The organism is Acinetobacter sp. ANC_7654 (assembly GCF_056779855.1).
The window spans coordinates 95,490-116,491 of sequence record NZ_JBWYIR010000001.1; the positions used below are offsets into that span (position 1 = coordinate 95,490).

Here is a 21,002-nt window from a genome sequence, read left to right on the forward strand (position 1 = left end):
TCAATGTCCAATCACAACTGTCGACAAAAGGAAATAAATGGTTGAAAGGTATTTTCCTCCCTGTATTACTGGTACTGCTGTGTGAAATTTTGGTTCGAGGTGGTGTAGTTGAACCTTATCTGCTACCTGCACCAAGTAGCTTATTTGTTTCCCTGCAAGAATTTGCTCAGAATGATTTAGGTCAACATATTTGGGCAAGTACATGGCGAGTGTTTTTAGGGTTTGCTATTGGTAGTGGTTTAGCACTATTTTTTGCAGTTTTGGTTGGGCTCAATCGCCATGTAGAAGAGTTTATTGAACCGACCTTTTCTGCAATTAAGTCAATTCCTAGTCTTGCGTGGATTCCCCTCCTTTTGTTATGGCTTGGTATTGATGAATCCTCAAAAATCACCCTCATTGCGATTGGTGCTTTTTTTCCAACTTATACCAATACTGTGGCTGGTATTCATGGTGTCGACCGAAAATTGATTGAGTTGGCTCAAGTGTATAGACTGAATCGCTGGCAACAAATCTACCAAATCGTTTTACCCGCAGCTTCTCCATCTATCCTTACAGGCTTGCGCAATAGTTTGAGTTTAGCTTGGATGTTCATGATTGCCGCTGAACTCATTGCAGCAACGCAAGGTATTGGATATTTATTAAGCGATGGACGTGAAACATCGCGTCCAGATATTGTGATCATTGCTATTATTTTATTGGCAATATTGGGAAAAATCACGGATACCATAATGAAAGTATTTGAATCAAAATTATTGTTATGGCGTGATGTCATCAAAAGATGAATCAATAAAAAAGCGACCTAAAGTCGCTTTTTTATTTCTAATGAGGCCATTGTGCTAAAGTCACGCGATCGTTACCACCATAATCTTTAACGGTTCTCACTTTCTTATAACCTGCTTGACGAAATAGATGCTGAACAGCGTCTGCTTGATCATATCCATGTTCAAGTACCACCCAACCTTCAACAGTCAGATGCTTCTTGGCTTGTAAAATAATTTGCTCAAGATCCGCTAAACCTTTTTTATCAGAGATTAATGCACGTTGAGGCTCGGTCGCCAAATTGTGCATATGTTCATCTGCTGGATCAATATAAGGCGGATTAGACACAATGACATCAAAAAATTGACGCCCAAACGGTTTTAACCAACTGCCTAATACAAATTGAACCTGATCTAAGTCATGTTGCTCAGCATTAAATTTAGCGACTTCCAATGTAGGCTCATAAATATCGGTTGCTGTTAAAGACCAACTAGGACGCTCGGAAGCGAGTGACAATGCAATGGCGCCTGTCCCAGTTCCTAAATCTACAACGCGCGCATCCTCAGGCAACTCTAACTTTAAAACTGTCTCCACCAAAACTTCGGTGTCTGGTCTAGGCACCAACGTATCGGACGTCACTTTTAAGTCCAATGTCCAAAAAGGTTGCGAACCTGTGACATAAGCTAAAGGCTCACCTGCTTTAATCCGAGCAATCGCCTCTCGATACGCCTGCTCTTGTTCTGCAGTGAGCTCTTTATCCTTCTTCATCACCAAATCGAATGAATCGATTTTAGTGATATGTTCGAGCAACCAAGCATTTTCTTGACGCTCATAACTTTCAGGCTCACCACGCAGTGCAAGCGCTTGTTGAATGTTCATTAACCACCATTCTGCTGTGCAAGCATTGCCAATTGATCCGCTTGATATTCACGATGTAAGCTATCTAAAAGCTCAGTTAAATCTCCCTCCATCACTGCATCCAATTTATATAAAGTTAAGTTAATACGATGATCAGTCATACGACCCTGAGGATAATTATAGGTACGAATACGTTCTGAACGATCACCTGAACCCACCAAATCACGGCGCATTTCAGATGTCGCAGCATCAGCTGCTGCACGTTTAGCATTCTCAAGACGAGATGCCAATAATGCCATTGCCTTTGCTTTGTTCTTATGTTGTGAACGCTCTTCCTGACATTCAACAACAGTACCTGTCGGAATATGGGTGATTCGCACAGCAGAATCCGTTTTATTAACGTGCTGACCACCCGCCCCAGATGCACGATAAGTATCAATACGCAAGTCTGAAGGGTTAATATCTACAGTCGTATCAACATCAATTTCAGGAAGAATTGCAACGGTACAAGCTGACGTATGAACTCGACCTTGCGATTCAGTTGCAGGAACACGCTGAACTCGATGAGCACCGCTTTCAAACTTTAAGCGTCCGTAAACACCTTCACCATTAATTAAGCAAATAATTTCTTTGTAACCGCCATGTTCACCTTCATTTTCAGAAAGGATTTCGACACGCCAACCCTGTGATTCAGCATATTTACTGTACATACGGAATAAATCACCAGAGAAAATCGCAGCTTCATCGCCACCTGTCCCTGCACGTACTTCCAGATATGCAGAGTTCGCATCATTTGGATCTTTCGGAATCATCAGAATATTCAATTCTGCCTCTAAAGATTCAATTAATGCTTTATTTTCTTTAATTTCTTCTTGTGCCATTTCCTTAAAGTCAGGATCTGACAACATTGCTTCAGCCGTTACAATATCTTCTTCCGCTTGGGTATATTTTTTCCAAACAGTGGTGATTTCAGTCAAATCATTGTGTTCACGTGACAAATTACGGAAACGCTTATTGTCGGAAATGACTTCAACATCAGCCAATAGCGCTTCTAATTCTTCATGACGATCACAAAGTTGGTCTAATCGTAAACGTAACGATTCTTTCATGTTAAATAAAATCTCTAATACTGGATTAACTTAAGGACTGCCTTAAATTAATATTTCTAAAATTGCGAGTAGTTTAACGACTCTGACATTCAATTAACATATTTATATAGAATGACTTTGCAAAACCATTTTTCAATCCTTGTCACACCCAATTAATGGATAATCAAAAATTAGCTCCATAACTGCCAAGTTTAAAAAATGTTGATGGAATCAACTCTCCATAGTTTCTTCTTAATCAGCCCAATAATGCATATTGAATGATCAGCTGTAATATAAAAACAACATTGTGCAACCAAAACGTAAAACTCTAGGTCAACTTCTACATATTTAGCGCTTCAATTCTTGTTACATTGTGCTCAACGAATTATTACTCGTCCACGAACAAGGACATGGAGTCACACATGAAATTGAATACCCTATTAATGTCAGCCACCTTAGCCACTGCATCAATGTTCACGGTATCTGCACATGCAGACAGTACAGCGCGTGTCGCTGCTGCGAGTGCTTTAGGTAGTGTAGCAGGTACAGCAATTGGTAAAAACATGGGTGGCACAACAGGTGCAACTTTAGGTGCAGCACTTGGTGGTGCTGGTGGTGCTGCAGTTGCCAGTAATAAACGTAACCGTACTGAATCTGCCATCGGTGGTGCATTAGGTGGCGGTGCGGGTTATACCGTAGGTAATAGCATGGGTGGAACCAATGGTGGTTATATCGGCTCTGCTTTAGGTGCTGCTGGTGGTGCTGCTCTTGGTAACAAAATTGCGAAAGACAAAGCTTATGATTCACGTCAAGATCGTAAATGGAAAAAGAAAAAACATAGCCGTCGTTAATATAATCTGATTGATAGTTTCCCCTTTGAATACTCTGTATTCACCTCGATGCGCCTTAGGGCGCATTTTTTTATTAACAAATTAATTATGGATAAATTAGGGAGAGAAAAATACAAACCAGCAACTTGCTCTCCAAAATGATTGCAGAAATTTGGATTAAATTAAAACCATCAAATATAAGACTTCGACAAGGAGTTCACCATGAAATTTAATTCAAAGTTATTTGCTGCTGCGATCGCAACTGCGGCCTTGAGTACAACAACTGCTTATGCTGATAGTTCGTCCAGAGTTGCCCTCACATCTGCTTTAGGTGGAGTCGTTGGTGCTGCGATTGGTCAACAAATGGGTGGCTCGACTGGAGCAATGATCGGATCAGCGATTGGTGGTGCTGGTGGCGCAGCTGCATCAGCGAACAAAAAAGATCGTAATGCTGCTGCAATTGGTGCTGCATTAGGTGGTGCTGGTGGTTACACCGTTGGTAATAATATGGGCGGAACAAATGCTGGTTATGCTGGGGCTGCATTAGGTTCAGCTGGCGGTTCAGTTTTAGGTAAAAAAGTGGCTGAAGATCGTCGCGAAGATGACTATAGAGATCGTTATGATCGCCGTGAAAGCGGTTATCGCAATTCAAACTATCGTTATAATGACCGTAATTACAGAAGTGACAATGGTCGTCATTTAGGCTGGTATAAAAACGGTAAACGGTAATTCCAAACTCTTAGAATTCAAGCGCTCAACTTAGAGCGCTTTTTTATTTACACTTATATCGTTTTTTTTCAATATACAAATACTCGAGTTCGTATTAACATCTTTATGAGTGTTCAAAAGAGTAGAAAGTTATGCGAAGCTTAAAAGATATCGAGTTTTCAGTATTGGAACTCGCTCCTGTACGTGATGATAAAACGATTGCTTTTTCACTACAGCATGCTTTGGAGTTAGCACAAAAAATCGAACAATTGGGTTTTAAACGACTGTGGCTTGCAGAGCACCATAATATGGATGGTATCGCTAGCTCAGCTACAGCTGTGTTATTAGGCTATATCCTTGCTAACACCTCCTCTTTAAAAGTAGGTTCTGGCGGAATCATGCTGCCTAATCACGCACCACTTGTTGTAGCAGAACAATTTGGAACACTAGCAACGCTTTATCCTGATCGAGTTGAGCTCGGACTAGGACGCGCACCAGGTACAGATCAATTGACCATGCGTGCTTTACGCCGAGGTCGTCAAGAGACTGAAGATCAATTTCCACAAGACGTGCTCGAAATTTTGAGCTATTTGGGGGAACCATCGCCACATCAGAGAATCAAAGCGACACCAGGTCAAGGAACACATGTTCCTGTATGGCTGTTAGGTTCTAGCTTATTTAGCGCACAATTGGCAGCTAAACTTGGCTTACCTTATTCTTTTGCCTCTCACTTTGCCCCTCGTATGTTGGGTCAAGCGATTCAACTTTACAGAGAAAACTTCGAACCTTCTGAATATTTGGATCGTCCTTATGTATCAATGGGCGTTCCAACTGTTATAGCTGATACTGATGAAGAAGCTGAATACTTGGCTACTAGCGCTTATCAACGTGTATTAGGCTTAATGCGTGGGCAAAGCTTAAAACTCAAACCTCCAGTTAAATCAATGGATGGAATTTGGTCTGCTCCAGAAAAGATGTCAGTTGATAATTTTTACGCAATGGCTCAAATCGGATCACCAGAAACAGTGAAACAAGGTCTTGAACAACTACTGGTGCCTTATGATGTAGATGAGTTTATTTTTACCTGTGATATCTACGATACAGACAAACGCATTCAAAACTTTGAGTATTTAATGCAAATTAAGCAAAATGCTTAGATCAAAAAAATCCTGAAATGATTGAGTAATGGTTTTGATTTCAAATATATAATTAATTACTCTTTCATTTCTTGAGTTTGTCAAACAACTATTGGCAGTAAATGACATCAAATGTCCCTAAAAGACTATTCCAATGAAAAAATTCTTTTAACCAACAATATTAATTATTCACAATCAAATACTTAAAATTTGGCATTTTATATCAAACTAAAATAAGCACTTCTGCAAAACACATCACATTTTTAAGCGATAAAATTTCATGATTAAAAAATAAATACGGATGTATAACATGGCCTCTATCGACTTAGAAAAAATGTTGGATAAAGTAAAACATACTCAATGGACACTCTCGGATATTGACTGGGATGCTCCTGGCAAAGAATTAGTCACCGCAGAACAGTGGCCCAAGCTTAAAGATTTTATGGCTGATCTAATGTGGATCGAACATGTAGGTGCTCGTGCATTTTCTGCGATGTCAAAAAAAGCACCGACAGATACGCTTCGCGAAATATATGCCATTTTCCACGCTGAGGAACAGCGTCACGCCAATGCCGAAATGGCACTGATGAAAAGATGGGGTATGCTTGAAGGCGATATTCCTAAACCCAATAAAAATTTAAGACTGATCATCGAATGGCTCGACACTTATGCTGATGAAATGCCCTTCTATATTCTAGGTGCTGTCATTCCGATGCTGGAAGTCGCTCTTGATGGCGCACTTTGTACATTCCTATTGGATACTGTAGAAGACCCAGTTTGTCATCAAGCTTTTGAACTGATTAATGGTGATGAAGCTCGTCATTTAGGTGTTGGATTTAGTGTCATGGAAGATCAAGGCTACAATAAAACCTTTATTGAGCTTTCTAAAATGGCAGCGCGAGTTGTAGATCCACGTTTACTACTTGGTATTCTTGCCTACTTACCACTCATTAATAAAATGCGTGATAATGTGATTAAACTAGGCTTGCCAGAAGAAAAGCTCTATGCAGCGATGCACAAATTTGCTCGAATAGGTGGACGTACTGCAGAAGGTCGTCGTAATCCTTGGTATCAAATTATTAACTTCCATGCACGAAGTGCCATGAACCGACGTAATAAATGGTTTCATATCCCTGTCGACACTATGGTAAAAATGACTGATAAGATTCCAGAAAAATCTTTACCTAAAATCCCATCTTGGATATATGAATTAACTGCAGAACCAAAAGCAACCCACTAAAACAATAATTAGGTACAGAAATGAAAAAAAGGAATAAAGCCCACACGGATTCATTCTTTCATAATGAAGCTGAGTATTTTTCCAACTTTAAAGGAAAAATTATCTCAGCTGAGGACATCAAACAAACCGATTTTTCAGGATTAAAGGTCGCGATTATTGGTGCCAATCAAATGTCAGTTTCACATTTAGATGTGGTTTGTCAAAATGCGCTATTCGTCAAAGTATTTCAAATAACACCTCATTTCGTTTTGCCACACACTGAAAAAGGGATTCAAAAAATTATTGCTCATCCCCTCATCGCTAAAAATAAACGATTATTTAATCAGCGAATTAAGACAACATTGGCAATACGCTATTTAGATTCTCAGATTTCAGATACTTGGTTAAAAAGACAATTGATGCCAAATCCAGCTTCGTCGCAAAAAATGTTTTTTAAATCCGATCATTATTACAACGCCTTACAGCGAGAAAACTGTAAATTGATCACATGGCCAGTCGTGAAAATTACTGAAAATGCCGTTCAAAGTATGGAAGGAATCGAACACTTAGTAGATATTATTATTACAACGTACGAATAGTGATCATCATTTTGTAGATAAATGTGATTCTAAATGATATTTTATGATGAAATTATAGACACTTGAATTATATAATTTTTGAATTTTATGAGTATTTATGACGATTAATCTCTTAATAAAAAGAAGCACAGCTAGTGCTTCTTTTTTTAAATTAGATTTACCGATTTAACCAATCCGGCGTTTCAAGCCTGTCATTTGCAATACTCGTGTTGAGATTTCTTCAATCGACATTTCTGAAACATTTAGATATTTAATCCCTTCAGAAATATAAATACCTTCGATTGCACGCAATTCCATCTGACATTGGCTAAAACTTGCATAACGACTGTTGGCTTTGCGTTCAGATCGAATTGCCACCAAACGATCAGCATCAATCATTAATCCAAACAATTTATGCTTATGTGGACGTAAAACTGCTGGCAAACGGTTGTCATCCAAATCTTCTTCAGTTAACGGATAGTTCGCAACTCGAATACCAAATTGTAATGACAAATAAATTGAGGTCGGTGTTTTACCAGAACGCGACACTCCAATCAAAATTAAGTCCGCTTTATCATAGTGTCTTGTACGTGCGCCATCATCATTATCCAGCGCGAAATGTACAGCATCAATACGTGCCTTATAAGACTCAGAATCAGTCACAGCATGCGTTTGTCCGACTAAAGTTGTAGGGGCTGTTCCAAGCACCTCAGATAGCTTACTAATTAACCCTTCAAACACATCTAAATTAACCGCATTTGCCGTATTGATGATATCCCGAACATAGGGATCCACAAGAGTATCAAAGACAAGAGGTTGTTGGCCATCAGACTCTGCGCGCGCGTTAATCTCTGCAACGACGTTCATTGCGGCTTCTTCTGTAGTGATATACGGGATGATATGAATATCAAAATCGACATGAGGAAATTGAGCCAATAAAGAATGCCCGAGTGTTTCAGCCGTAATGGCAGTACCATCGGAAATAAAAAAAACACTTCGTTTAATATCTTTACTTTCTGCCATTAAATTAATCCTCAAATATTTGTCTAAGTACTATATAATCTTTATAGTAAACCGATCTTACATGACTGTCGCTTAGTAATGAAAGTTTGCTAAGTTTTCACAGAAAAATATCATGCCAAGATAGTGATTAATACTGCAAAAGTGGAGTAACAACTTTGGAAGCACGCGTAATCGGTCTGGAAAAATTAGGTAAACACGACGTAGAAATCGTGGGCGGTAAAAACTCATCTCTAGGCGAAATGATCAGCCATTTAGCAAATGCTGGTGTATCAGTTCCAGGTGGTTTTGCAACAACTGCTGCAGCTTACCGTGAATTCCTTGAGCAAAGTGGTCTTAATGCCAAAATTTCAGCCGAGCTCAAACAACTCAATGTTGACGACGTAAATGCACTTGCTGAAACTGGTGCTAAAATTCGTCAATGGATCGTTGATACTCCGCTTACTCCAGCACTTGAAAAAGAAGTTCGTGATGCATTCGCAACTCTTTCTAACGGCAACCCTGAGATCGCGGTTGCCGTTCGTTCATCTGCGACTGCAGAAGATTTACCAGACGCATCTTTTGCAGGACAACAAGAGACTTTCCTAAACATCCGCGGTATTGACAACGTCTTAATCGCGATTAAGGAAGTTTTTGCTTCACTTTATAACGACCGCGCAATTGCTTACCGTGTACACCAAAACTTCGATCATGACATCGTTGCTCTTTCTGCTGGTGTGCAACGTATGGTTCGCTCAGAAACTGGTGCTGCTGGTGTAATGTTTACACTGGACACTGAATCTGGTTTCCGTGACGTTGTATTCATTACTGCATCTTACGGTTTAGGCGAAATGGTCGTACAGGGTGCTGTAAACCCTGATGAATTCTATTTATCAAAGCCACTTTTAAATGCAGGTAAACACGCAGTATTGCGTCGTAACCTCGGCTCTAAACACCAAAAAATGATCTATGGTGAAGAAGGCTCTGCAGGTAAATCAGTTGTTGTTGTGGATGTTGAAAAAACTGAACGCCAACAATTTGCTTTAAATGATCAAGAATTACAAGAACTTGCTAAGCAGGCGTTAATCATTGAGCAACACTACGGTGCGCCAATGGATATCGAATGGGCGAAAGACGGTGATGATGGTCAAATTTACATCGTTCAAGCACGTCCTGAAACTGTGAAAAGCCGTGAGAATGTCGGCACAATGGAACGCTACCTATTAAAACAAAAAGGTACAGTTCTTTGTGAAGGTCGCTCAATCGGTCAACGTATCGGTTCTGGTAAAGTCCGTATTGTTAATTCAATCAAAGAAATGGACAAAGTCCAAGATGGCGATGTTCTTGTTTCTGACATGACCGATCCTGATTGGGAACCAGTTATGAAACGTGCTGCTGCGATCGTTACAAACCGTGGTGGTCGTACTTGTCATGCCGCGATTATTGCACGTGAACTCGGTGTTCCAGCAATTGTTGGATGTGGTAACGCAACAGAAGTACTTGTTGATGGTCAAGAAGTAACTGTTTCATGTGCTGAAGGCGATACAGGTTTCATTTACGAAGGCGCTTTAGATTTCGAAGTTCAACGTAACTCGATTGAATCTATGCCAACACTTCCGTTCAAAATCATGATGAACGTTGGTAACCCTGATCGTGCATTTGACTTCGCTCAAATTCCAAACGAAGGTATTGGTCTTGCACGTCTAGAGTTCATCATCAACCGTATGATTGGTGTTCACCCTAAAGCATTACTCAATATTGACAGCTTACCTCGCGAAACACGTGCAGCTGTGATGACCCGTACTGCAGGTTACTCTTCACCGATCGAGTTCTACGTTGAAAAACTCGTTGAAGGTATTTCTACACTTGCTGCTGCATTTGCTGATAAACCTGTCATCGTACGTATGTCAGACTTCAAATCGAATGAATACGCGAACTTAATCGGTGGTAAGTTATACGAACCTGAAGAAGAAAACCCGATGTTGGGCTTCCGTGGTGCGAGCCGTTATGTTTCTGACAACTTCCGTGACTGCTTCGAATTAGAATGCCGTGCATTGAAGAAAGTTCGTGATGAAATGGGTCTAACTAACATTCAAATCATGATCCCATTCGTCCGCACAGTTGCTGAAGCAAAACGTGTTATTGAACTTCTTGCTGCAAATGGCTTAAAACGTGGTGAAAATGGTCTTAAAGTGATCATGATGTGTGAATTACCAACCAATGCCCTACTTGCTGAACAATTCTTAGAACATTTTGATGGCTTCTCAATCGGTTCAAATGACTTAACTCAGTTAACGCTTGGGCTTGACCGTGACTCAGGCATCGTTTCTCATTTATTTGATGAACGCGATCCAGCAGTAAAAGCTCTTCTTTCAATGGCGATTCACGCATGTCGTAAAGCAGGCAAATATGTGGGTATTTGTGGCCAAGGACCATCAGACCACCCAGATCTTGCTCGCTGGTTAATGGAACAAGGTATCGAATCTGTTTCACTCAACCCAGACTCTGTTTTAGATACATGGTTCTTCTTATCTGAAGAAAAGACTAAACAAGCTTAATAAACTATGTTAAAAAAAGACCCATTCGTGGGTCTTTTTTTTACCCCATTATTTTTTAGTAATTTTTGAGAAATTAGGTTTATGCAAATTTACTTGGCGAGAAATAATCAACAAGCTGGACCGTATACGGTAGAGCAGTTAAATCAAATGCTCTCGAGCCAACAAGTTTTACTCACAGACTTGGTCTGGCATCAAGGTATGACTGAATGGAAAGCTTTAGGTGAACTCACTCAAGGAAAATTATATTACCAACCTGAAGGCTATCAACCGACTCCACCAGTACAACAAAGCTATTCAAATCCTTCAATTGCGAATGTAAATATTCAAAAAAATACTGCTCAGCAAGAACTTGCCTCAATTGGATCTCGATTTTTAGCTAAACTCGTTGATCTGGCGCTTTGGTTGCCTGCCATGGTGATTCCTTCGTTCTTTATGCAGGAAGAACAAGTTGCTCAATTGACTGAACTTCAGCAAAAAATGCAGAATGCTAGCTCATCAGATCAAGCAATCAAATTACAGGAACAGTTATTTACACTGATTCCAATGGAAGCTTGGCAAGCAATGTTGGTTTACATTGTATTAATGCTAGCTGCTCAAGCATTTTTAATTGCGAAAAGTGGTCAGAGTTTAGGAAAAAAAGTAGCAAAAATTCAAATTGTTGATGCTGAAAATGGACAGCAAGTAAACTTAATGCGCGCATTCACATTGCGTAGTGTGATTTTTATTGTATTGAATTTACTCTTTATGCCATTCATTACCATCATTGATCATGCCTTCGGTCTAAGTCAAAAAAGACAAACTTTGCACGATAAATTAGCAAAGACTAAAGTCATAAAACGATAATTTTTATCTTAGGGGAGCAAATGCTCCCCTTTGTTTTGCCTCTGTTTTCATACCAAAAGTAATTAATTCTTCAACCAATTCCGACCAAACAAATTGGGTTTAATCCTTATATTTAAAGGCACTTTACATATAGCTTAGTTGGTCGTTATAGGGCATAATGCCCTACAACGTAGCGGTGTCATATGACTGAAATTCAGTAAATGTCATTTTCTGTTTTTCAATCATGTGACACTATAATCGCTATCCCATAATTTTATTAGGGAATGGGACTCTTCACCGAGGTTGTAAAATGAGACAAACAATTTTAGCTGTATTGTCTTTATCAACGCTTGCCGTGCTCTTAACAGGGTGTGGCGGTGATATAGTACTTCTAAACTCAAAAGGTCCAGTAGCACAAGGTCAGTCTGATCTTATGATGACTGCGATCTACCTCATGCTATTGGTAGTAATTCCATCAGCATTAATGGCTTTATGGTTTAGTTGGAAATATCGTGCGTCAAATAAAGATGCAGACTATAAACCTACATGGGCGCACTCTACTATTATTGAAATCGTAGTGTGGGGTATCCCGTGTATTATTATTGGTATTTTAGCGTATTTAACATGGTGGGGCTCACACAAGTATGACCCTTATCGTCCGCTAGAATCAGAGAAATCGCATTTAACTATTCAAGTTATTGCTGAACAGTTTAAATGGGTTTTTGTTTACCCTGAACAAGAAATTGCAACAGTTAACGAAGTTCGTTTCCCAGAAAAAACTCCGATTAATTTCAATATCACCTCTAACTTCACAATGAACTCTTTCTTCATTCCTCAGTTAGCTGGTCAGATTTATGCAATGGCGGGTATGCAAACTCAACTTCATGTCCTTGCGGATAATGAAGGTGTATACCGTGGTTTCTCTTCGAACTATTCAGGCTATGGTTTCACACAAATGCGCTTCCAAGCTCATTCTGTTTCAGAAGCTAAGTTCGCTGAATGGGTGTCTGCAGTAAAAGCTGGTAACGGTACTTCAATTAACCCTGAAGCTGTTCAAAAAACAGTTTTAGACCAAGCTGAATTTGCAACCTTGCGTGATGGTAACCGTTCAGAGAAACAAATCGCTGCGATGGTTCGTAACGCTAAAACCGATCTAGAGAAGCAACAAGCTGAAATTGCTCAAAAAGAAGGTCCATATAAGGCACATCCTCATCCTGTGACTTACTACTCTTCTGTTGAAAAAGGCTTGTTTGAATCAATTATCAACAAATACATGGCAAACTACCACGGTGCAGATCACTCAGCTAAAGCTGAAGGTCATGCTGTAGCTGCTGATGTAAATGCTGAACCTGCTTCTTCAGTTGTAGGGGAATAAGACATGAGCTTCTTAGGTAAGTTAAGTGTAGATGCTATCCCGTACGATCCAATCGTACAGGTAACAGTGTTAATGATGATTTTAGGTGGTATTGCAGTATTTGCTGGTATCACTTATTTCAAAAAATGGGGCTACTTGTGGAACGAATGGTTCACATCTGTAGACCATAAAAAAATTGGTATTATGTACCTTATCGTTTCTGTGATCATGTTATTACGTGGTTTCGCTGATGCGATTATGATGCGTCTTCAATTGTTCCTTGCAAAAGGCGGCGGCGAAGGCTATCTACACCCTGAACACTACGATCAGATTTTCACCGCACACGGTGTAATCATGATTTTCTTCGTAGCGATGGGTCTTGTAGTGGGTATGATGAACATTTCTGTTCCACTACAAATTGGTGCGCGTGACGTAGCATTCCCATTATTAAACTCTTTAAGCTTCTGGTTATTCGCTGGTGCTGCAGGTTTGATGATGGTTTCTCTTGCGCTTGGTGAGTTTGCGGCAACTGGTTGGATGGCTTACCCTCCTCTTTCAGGTATCGAATACTCTCCTGGTGTTGGTGTTGACTACTATATCTGGGCACTTCAGATCTCTGGTCTTGGTACACTTCTTACTGGTGTTAACTTCTTCGTTACCATCATTAAAATGCGTGCTCCTGGCATGGGTCTTATGGATATGCCGATCTTTACGTGGACATCTTTATGTACTGCAGTCTTGATCATCGCATCATTCCCAGTGTTGACTGCAACAATTGCAATGTTAACGCTTGACCGTTACTTCGGTTTCCACTTCTTTACAAATGACATGGGTGGTAGCCCAATGTTGTATGTAAACTTGATTTGGACATGGGGTCACCCAGAAGTTTATATCTTGATCTTACCTGCATTCGGTCTATTCTCTGAGATTACTTCTGTATTCTCTCGTAAGACATTGTTTGGTTATAAATCAATGGTGTATGCAACGATCGCGATTACAGTTCTTGCATTCGTTGTATGGTTACACCACTTCTTTACAATGGGTTCAGGTGCCAACGTTAACGCGTTCTTCGGTATCATGACCATGATTATCGCGATTCCTACAGGTGTGAAAATCTTCTCTTGGTTATTCACAATGTATAAGGGTCGTATTACCTTCACATCACCTATGTACTGGACAGTTGGCTTCTTAGTGACTTTCGGTATCGGTGGTTTGACTGGTGTACTTATGGCGGTTCCACCTGCGGACTTCCTTGTACACAACTCACTATTCTTAATCGCTCACTTCCATAACGTAATTATTGGTGGTGTTGTATTTGGTATGTTTGCTGGTATTACTTTCTACTGGCCGAAAATGTTCGGTTGGCAGTTAAGTGAATTCTGGGGCAAAGCATGCTTCTGGTTCTGGTTCTTTGGTTTCTACTTCGCGTTCATGCCATTGTATATCCTAGGTTTCATGGGTATGACTCGTCGTCTAAACTCGTATGACAACCCAGACTGGGATCCATATGTTGGTATCGCATTATTCGGTGCTGTATTAATCGCAATTGGTATTGCTTGTTTCATCATGCAAATCATTGTTGGTTTCTTACAACGCGAACAAACTCGTGACGTTACAGGCGATCCATGGGATGCACGTACGCTTGAATGGGCGACTTCATCTCCAGCTCCATTCTATAACTTTGCAGTATTGCCTCAAGCGAACGGTATCGACCGCTTCTGGACTGACAAAGAAAATGGTGTAGCTTACGCACGTCCTGCTAAATATGAAGATGTTCATATGCCAACTAACCGTGCTGCGGGTGTACTTATTGCACTGATCATCACTGTTATGGGCTTTGCACTTATCTGGCACATTTGGTGGTTAGCGATTGTTTCTTTCGTTTCTGCAATCATCGGCTTTATCTGGAGCTCATTCACGAAGAAAGTGGATTACTATGTTCCAGCTGCTGAAGTAGAACGTATTGAAAACGAACGTTATGCGTTACTCGAAAAACACTTGAAGAAGGACTAAGGATATGGCTGAAGTACTTCATCACGAAAACCACGAGCATGATGAACATCATCACGATGATACAGACATCACGGTCTTTGGTTTTTGGACTTACTTGATGAGTGACTTGATTTTATTCGGTACACTCTTCATCGCGTTCGCTGTATTAAGCAGTCATATTCCACCTGGCACTCCAAGTGCAAAGGATCTTTTTGCAGATTCTTTAGGTTTCGTTTTAACTGAAACTTTCGCACTTTTGATTTCATCAGTGACATTTGGTTTTGCGGTACTTGCTTCTTACAAGAAAAATGTTGGTCAAGTTCTAGCTTGGTTAGCAGTTACATTTGTATTCGGTGCAATCTTCATCGGCATGGAACTTTATGAATTTAATCATTTAGTTCATGCTGGTCATGGACCAAGCGTTAGTGCGTTCTTATCTGCGTTCTTTACTTTAGTTGGTACGCACGGTATTCACGTAACTTCTGGTTTGGTATGGATGATCGTGTTGATGATTCAAATCAAAAAATATGGTTTGACTACAATCAATACTCGTCGTCTTGCTTGCCTAAGCTTGTTCTGGCACTTCCTTGACATCGTATGGATCTGCGTATTCAGCGTAGTGTACTTAATGGGAGTATTATAATGAGTCATGATCATAATGCTGCTGGTGCATCACACGGTAACGTAAAGCAATACACAATCGGTTTTGTACTTTCTGTTTTATTGACTGTAGTTCCATTCTACATGGCAATGAATACTGATAGCTTCAGCCGTGGTGCAATTATTGCTGTTATCGGTATTACAGCTGTTGCTCAGGTACTTGTACAATTAGTTTACTTCTTGCACATGAACTCATCTTCAGAGCAACGTTGGAACGTGATTGCATTTATCTATACAATTCTAACTATTGCTGTTCTTTTAGTTGGTTCTGTATGGATCATGAACTACTTACATTCAAACATGATGATCTAAACTGATTGTCATGTTTAAAAAGTACTTATTCCTGACTAAGCCAGGAATTCTCTTTGGTAACTTTGTTACCACTTTGGGTGGCTACTTTGTAGCTACCCAAGGTTCAGTAGATTTCCTTCTCCTGCTTCTTACCCTCATTGGCACTACCCTCGTAGTTGCATCTGGATGTGTGGTTAATAACGTTATTGATCAAGACATCGACCAAAAAATGCAGCGCACTCAAAATCGTGCGTTAGTTAAGAAAACCATTTCTGTTCAAATTGCATTAGCTTTTGCTTTGCTGTTAGGCATACTCGGTTTTGGTATTTTATGGTTTTGGGTAAATGCGTACGCTTTTTTATTCGCAGTTATTGGTTTTGTCGTATATGTTGGTTTTTACAGCTTATGGACAAAACGAACAACGATCCACCAAACTGTGGTCGGTAGTATTTCTGGTGCAGCCCCCCCTGTCATTGGATATACAGCGGTCGCGAATCAATTCGATTTAGGTGCGCTACTCATTTTCTTGGGTTATGCATTTTGGCAAATGCCTCACTCATGGGGAATTGCAATTTATCGTTTTGATGATTATAAAAATGCAGGTATTCCGATTCTTCCTGTTGCGCGCTCGATTGTTCGCACCAAGATCGAATCGCTGATTTACATTGTGCTATTTGCAATTGCAATGAACGCTTTATTTGTATTTGGCTATGCAAACTGGCTTTATTGTATAATTCTCAATGTATTGACTGTTTATTGGCTATATTTAAATATCATTGGATTTAAAGCTGAACATGATCAATTATGGGCAAAGAAATATTTCTTATTCTCTGTTCTCCTAATTACGATTATCAGTATTTGCTTTAGTTTTACTGCTACTGCACCAATAAACAATCTTGTCATTTTTTAAAAGATAGAGAAGCCTCTATCTTTTTTTTATCTTCGCTTTAAGCAGTCTATAAATATCTATACTCAACACTACCTTCAAATACTTTCTAAAAGTGTGTTAATTTTCAAAATTGAATAGTCCAATTTATTTTCTTCGTCGTTATATTTTGCTTTATTTTTCTTGTAATCCCCTGCCGACATCCTTACAATACAGCTTCGCATTTTTTTGCGACACATTAAGTTTTTTTGAAACCAATAAAATTTATTTGTGACTCCTTGCTTCTAACAAATGCGTTAGGGGCTGCATAAAACCGTAAGGAGCTGACAATGCGTCACTACGAAATCGTAATTCTGGTACATCCAGACCAAAGCGATCAAGTGGTAGGTATGGTAGAACGCTATATCTCTCACATTAAAGATGCTGAAGGTCAAATTCACCGTCTTGAAGATTGGGGCCGTCGCCAATTGGCTTACCCAATTAACAAAATTCACAAAGCGCACTACATTTTAATGAACGTTGAATGTAACCAAACTACGCTTAATGAATTGGAAGAATTATTCCGTTACAACGATGCTATTCTTCGTAACGTTATTATTCGTCGTGAAAACGCAATCACTGAAGAGTCTTTATTGGCTAAGAGTGCTGAAGAAAAACGTGCGCGTAAAGCTCAACGTGAAGAAGCACAACAAGCTCAAGACTCTGCTGAAGCATAAGGAGAACATCAATGGCACGTTTCTACCGTCGTCGTAAGTTCTGCCGCTTTACAGCTGAGAACGTTACATATATCGACTATAAAGATATCGATACTTTAAAACAGTACATCACTGAAAACGGCAAGATTGTTCCTAGCCGTATTACAGGTACTAAAGCTCGTTACCAACGTCAATTAGCTCTTGCTATCAAACAAGCTCGCTACTTAGCGTTGATTCCTTACACTGACAATCATAAGTGAGGTTGAGCTGTGGATATTATCTTATTACAACGCATTAAGAACCTTGGTAAATTAGGTGATAAAGTTTCAGTTAAAGCTGGTTACGGCCGCAACTACTTAATCCCTCAAGGTAAAGCAGTTGCTGCTACTGAAGCTAACACTGCTGCATTTGAAGCTCGTCGTGCTGAACTTGAGAAGCAAGAAGCTGAAGTATTAGCTGCTGCTCAAGCACGTGCTGACCAATTGAACGAAGTAAATATCGTAATCACTGCGAAAGCTGGTGACGAAGGTAAACTATTTGGTTCTATCGGTACTCGTGACATCGCTGACGCGTTGACAAATGCTGGTCTTGAAGTTGACCGTGCTGAAGTTCGTTTACCGAACGGTGCACTTCGTCACACTGGCGAATTCAACATCGCAATCCAATTGCACCATGATGTTGTTGCTGAAGTTCTCGTTACTATCGTATCTGAGTAATTTTATGCAAAGAAAAAGAGCATGCATCAGCATGCTCTTTTTTTATCCCTAATAATTATAAAATTTGATTTAGCAAGCTGAAATTTAGACTTAGTTTTTTATTTGTTATCGATATTATTTGTTGCACTGTCTTGCTTGTGCATTTTGCATTAAGATAAGTCTCCCCTATTCATTTTCGTAATTATTGTAAATCAAGGTTTTATATGTCTCAGGCGACTGCCAAAAAAAATACGAATAACACTGAGTTAGATTTGCTAAAGAGTGAATCTTCAGCACTCAAAGAGTTTCGTACGCCTCCGCACAATCTTGCTATTGAACAGGCTGTTCTTGCCGCACTCATGACAGTAGCTGAGTCATTCGAACAGGTCAGCGATATATTAACCGAGAATGATTTTTACGCGACTCGACATAAATATATTTTTAGAGCAATTGAAAAACTTTCTAAAGAAAGTTCACCTTATGATGCCGTATTGGTCAATGATTGGTTAATCAAACAGAACCTGCTTGATGCGATTGGCGGTGAAGAATATTTAATGCAATTGATGGCGGATTCTCCATCAAGCTTTTATAACCTTGAAACTTATGCCAATAAAATACGTGAATTTGCAACTTTGAGAAATATGATCAAAGTTGGTAATGAAATTCTACAAAATGCGTATGACACGAAAGGTCGAGAAGTCAGTGAAATTTTAGATTTAGCTGAGACCAGTATCTTTTCTTTGGCTGAACAACACAATAACAATGCTAAAGCTCAAGGTCCAAAAGCAATTAATACCGTTGTCGCAGATGTATTCGATAAACTCAACGAATTATCACAACTTGATGGGAATATTACAGGTCTGACCACAGGATTTGTGGAGCTTGATAATAAAACATCAGGTATGCAAGCTGGAGATATGATCGTCGTTGCTGCCCGTCCATCAATGGGTAAAACAACTTTTGCAATGAATTTAGTCGAAAGTGTGCTATTCAATTGCAACCTTCCTGCTCTCGTATTCTCCATGGAGATGCCTGCTGACTCTATTGCCATGCGTTTAATTTCCTCGTTTGGTAAAGTGCATCAAGGACATTTGCGATCTGGCAAATTAGATGGCGAAGAATGGAACAAGGTCACGGGAACGATTCTTCAATTGCAAGAAAAACATCTTTATATTGATGATTCATCTGCCCTCCCACCGACTGAAATGCGCGCACGTGCAAGACGTATCGCGAAACAACACGGTGGTAAACTGGGTTGCATCATGGTCGATTACCTGCAGTTAATGAAAGTACCAGGTATGGGTGATAACCGTGTGGGTGAAATTGGTGAAATTTCTCGAAGCTTGAAAGCATTGGCGAAAGAGATGCATTGCCCTGTGATTGCACTTTCGCAGCTTAACCGCTCACTCGAAAACCGTCCAAATAAACGTCCTGTGATGTCAGACTTACGTGAATCTGGAGCAATTGAGCAGGATGCCGATTTGATCATGTTCATTTACCGTGATGAGGTATATAACAAAGAATCTAAAGAAGCAGGAACTGCTGAAATCATTATCGGTAAACAACGTAATGGTCCAATTGGTACCGTTCGACTCGCTTTTGAAGGTCAATATACGCGTTTTAGTAACTTGTCACCTGAATATTACGCGCAGAACCAAGAAGAAGAGTAATTTTGCTTTGATCAATTCTTAGTTAAGAACGCACGAATTGATCTGACCACAATTATCTTTTTTCAGTTTAAAAGATTTAACCTTTCCACATGCCTCTAGGAGTAAATTAGAGTGCGCCAAGCAACGGTTTGTATTGACACACACGCATTGCAATACAATTTAAATCGCGTGAAACAACTTGCACCAAACTCTACAGTTGTAAGTATGGTAAAGGCAAATGCTTATGGTCATGGAGTCTCAGACTGTTTAGCCGCATTGAGCCAGTCTGATGCTTTTGGCGTTGCATGTTTAGAAGAAGCACTTGAAATACGTGAATTAGGTTTTAAACAACCTATCACCTTAATTGAAGGTGTTTTTTCTGAAGATGAAATGCAAATTGCGATTGAGCAACATATTGAAGTAATCGTTCATCATCATCAACAACTGCAGTGGTTGTTGCAAGTTAAAGATGCTTATATCGCCCGAAATCTAAAAGTATGGGTTAAATTAAATAGCGGAATGAACCGCTTAGGCTTCAAAATTGATGTAATCAAATCTATTATTCATCAATTAAAAAATGAAGGTTTTACCTGTGTACTTGCAATGCATTTTGCTAATGCAGATGTTGATCACCCTTTAAATGAACAACAAATATCTCAATTTCTTGAAGTAAAACAAGATTGTGCACCAATTTTAGCTTCGTGTTGTAATTCAGCAGCAATTTATAAATACCCTGAATTGCATTTTGACTATGTTCGTCCTGGTATTATGCTGTACGGCGCAACGCCATTTGCAGATCGTGACGTCCACGCTCTAGATTTAAAACCTGTCATGACATTCAGTGCTGAGATTATTGCACTTAACGCCATTCAATCAGGTGAAGCTGTAGGTTATGGCTCAACCTTTGTTGCACAGCGACCTATGCAATTAGCAATTGTCTCGATCGGATATGGTGATGGGTATCCAAGAGCTTTTATTCGTGAGAATTCAGTTTCATTTAAAGGTCAATTGACCCCAGTGATCGGTCGGGTTGCCATGGATATGATTGCCATAGATGTCACTGATCTCAACGCAAAAATTGGTGATCTAGTAGAATTATGGGGTAAACATCGTTTAGTGGATGATGTTGCTGAAGCGAATGGTACGATTGGTTATGAGTTGTTATGTCGATTAAGCCAACGTCCGAAGCGTCTCAAAATGTAATGAGCGAATTAAATCAACGTAA

At 39.7% G+C, this 21,002-nt stretch carries 20 protein-coding genes and 1 pseudogene; 18 read left to right on the forward strand and 3 right to left on the reverse strand.

Annotated features, from left to right (window positions below):
- Window positions 1–80: 80 nt before the first annotated feature.
- Window positions 81–782: pseudogene (locus AC1M86_RS00465) on the forward strand (ABC transporter permease); the annotation flags it as partial.
- Window positions 783–819: 37 nt separating this feature from the next.
- On the opposite strand, the gene prmC reads toward AC1M86_RS00465, so the two are convergent.
- Window positions 820–1,638 carry a peptide chain release factor N(5)-glutamine methyltransferase gene (gene prmC / locus AC1M86_RS00470; RefSeq protein WP_180027643.1) on the reverse strand — a complete coding sequence of 273 codons (819 nt, stop codon included), beginning with the start codon at window positions 1,636–1,638 and terminating at the stop codon, window positions 820–822.
- A complete protein-coding gene (prfA, locus tag AC1M86_RS00475) occupies window positions 1,638–2,726 on the reverse strand; it encodes a peptide chain release factor 1 (protein ID WP_035267080.1) in 1,089 nt (362 codons plus the stop codon). The genes prmC and prfA overlap by 1 nt, the downstream gene beginning before the upstream one ends.
- Before the next feature lie 401 nt (window positions 2,727–3,127).
- On the opposite strand from prfA, the gene AC1M86_RS00480 reads away from it, so the two are divergent.
- The 5 genes from AC1M86_RS00480 to AC1M86_RS00500 all read left to right on the forward strand — a co-directional run bounded on the left by AC1M86_RS00480 (window position 3,128) and on the right by AC1M86_RS00500 (window position 7,197).
- Window positions 3,128–3,556, forward strand: coding sequence for a glycine zipper domain-containing protein (locus AC1M86_RS00480; protein WP_092766183.1), 429 nt, complete (start codon window positions 3,128–3,130; stop codon window positions 3,554–3,556).
- A 201-nt stretch (window positions 3,557–3,757) separates the two neighbouring features.
- Complete coding sequence (locus AC1M86_RS00485) at window positions 3,758–4,264, forward strand: hypothetical protein (RefSeq protein WP_092766182.1); 507 nt, start codon at window positions 3,758–3,760, stop codon at window positions 4,262–4,264.
- 131 nt (window positions 4,265–4,395) lie between these two features.
- On the forward strand, window positions 4,396–5,400 hold the full coding sequence (locus AC1M86_RS00490; RefSeq protein ID WP_481589827.1) for an LLM class flavin-dependent oxidoreductase: 1,005 nt from the start codon (window positions 4,396–4,398) through the stop codon (window positions 5,398–5,400).
- A gap of 289 nt (window positions 5,401–5,689) precedes the next feature.
- Window positions 5,690–6,619 (forward strand): ferritin-like domain-containing protein, encoded by a 930-nt coding sequence (locus AC1M86_RS00495; RefSeq protein ID WP_481606998.1) that lies wholly within the window; start codon window positions 5,690–5,692, stop codon window positions 6,617–6,619.
- Window positions 6,620–6,639: 20 nt separating this feature from the next.
- Window positions 6,640–7,197, forward strand: coding sequence for an NAD(P)/FAD-dependent oxidoreductase (locus AC1M86_RS00500; RefSeq protein WP_481606999.1), 558 nt, complete (start codon window positions 6,640–6,642; stop codon window positions 7,195–7,197).
- Window positions 7,198–7,362: 165 nt separating this feature from the next.
- Here AC1M86_RS00500 and ppsR read toward each other — a convergent pair whose 3' ends face one another.
- Window positions 7,363–8,199, reverse strand: a complete 837-nt coding sequence (ppsR, locus tag AC1M86_RS00505) for a posphoenolpyruvate synthetase regulatory kinase/phosphorylase PpsR (protein ID WP_035267069.1) — start codon at window positions 8,197–8,199, stop codon at window positions 7,363–7,365.
- A 155-nt stretch (window positions 8,200–8,354) separates the two neighbouring features.
- Between ppsR and ppsA the strand changes: the two genes are divergently transcribed.
- From ppsA to alr, 12 genes are all read left to right on the forward strand, one after another.
- Window positions 8,355–10,733, forward strand: a complete 2,379-nt coding sequence (gene ppsA, locus AC1M86_RS00510) for a phosphoenolpyruvate synthase (RefSeq protein ID WP_035267067.1) — start codon at window positions 8,355–8,357, stop codon at window positions 10,731–10,733.
- Window positions 10,734–10,814: 81 nt separating this feature from the next.
- Entirely contained in the window at window positions 10,815–11,576 is a 762-nt protein-coding gene (locus AC1M86_RS00515) for an RDD family protein (protein WP_481595474.1), read from the forward strand.
- A 289-nt stretch (window positions 11,577–11,865) separates the two neighbouring features.
- Window positions 11,866–12,930: a ubiquinol oxidase subunit II gene (cyoA, locus tag AC1M86_RS00520; protein WP_481595475.1), complete on the forward strand. Its 1,065-nt coding sequence runs from the start codon at window positions 11,866–11,868 to the stop codon at window positions 12,928–12,930.
- Between the two features lie 3 nt (window positions 12,931–12,933).
- Window positions 12,934–14,922, forward strand: a complete 1,989-nt coding sequence (gene cyoB / locus AC1M86_RS00525; protein WP_035267062.1) for a cytochrome o ubiquinol oxidase subunit I — start codon at window positions 12,934–12,936, stop codon at window positions 14,920–14,922.
- A gap of 4 nt (window positions 14,923–14,926) precedes the next feature.
- Window positions 14,927–15,544 (forward strand): cytochrome o ubiquinol oxidase subunit III, encoded by a 618-nt coding sequence (cyoC, locus tag AC1M86_RS00530; protein ID WP_035267060.1) that lies wholly within the window; start codon window positions 14,927–14,929, stop codon window positions 15,542–15,544.
- Entirely contained in the window at window positions 15,541–15,873 is a 333-nt protein-coding gene (gene cyoD / locus AC1M86_RS00535) for a cytochrome o ubiquinol oxidase subunit IV (protein WP_171076771.1), read from the forward strand. The genes cyoC and cyoD overlap by 4 nt, the downstream gene beginning before the upstream one ends.
- Window positions 15,874–15,883: 10 nt before the next feature.
- A complete protein-coding gene (cyoE, locus tag AC1M86_RS00540) occupies window positions 15,884–16,762 on the forward strand; it encodes a heme o synthase (RefSeq protein WP_481607000.1) in 879 nt (292 codons plus the stop codon).
- A 305-nt stretch (window positions 16,763–17,067) separates the two neighbouring features.
- Window positions 17,068–17,454, forward strand: coding sequence for a 30S ribosomal protein S6 (gene rpsF, locus AC1M86_RS00545; protein ID WP_035267614.1), 387 nt, complete (start codon window positions 17,068–17,070; stop codon window positions 17,452–17,454).
- An 11-nt stretch (window positions 17,455–17,465) separates the two neighbouring features.
- Window positions 17,466–17,693, forward strand: coding sequence for a 30S ribosomal protein S18 (rpsR, locus tag AC1M86_RS00550; RefSeq protein ID WP_004719336.1), 228 nt, complete (start codon window positions 17,466–17,468; stop codon window positions 17,691–17,693).
- A 9-nt stretch (window positions 17,694–17,702) separates the two neighbouring features.
- A complete protein-coding gene (gene rplI, locus AC1M86_RS00555; protein ID WP_035267617.1) occupies window positions 17,703–18,149 on the forward strand; it encodes a 50S ribosomal protein L9 in 447 nt (148 codons plus the stop codon).
- A 203-nt stretch (window positions 18,150–18,352) separates the two neighbouring features.
- On the forward strand, window positions 18,353–19,798 hold the full coding sequence (gene dnaB, locus AC1M86_RS00560; protein WP_035267619.1) for a replicative DNA helicase: 1,446 nt from the start codon (window positions 18,353–18,355) through the stop codon (window positions 19,796–19,798).
- A gap of 111 nt (window positions 19,799–19,909) precedes the next feature.
- Window positions 19,910–20,980, forward strand: coding sequence for an alanine racemase (gene alr, locus AC1M86_RS00565; RefSeq protein WP_481607001.1), 1,071 nt, complete (start codon window positions 19,910–19,912; stop codon window positions 20,978–20,980).
- The last annotated feature ends 22 nt before the right edge of the window (window positions 20,981–21,002 follow it).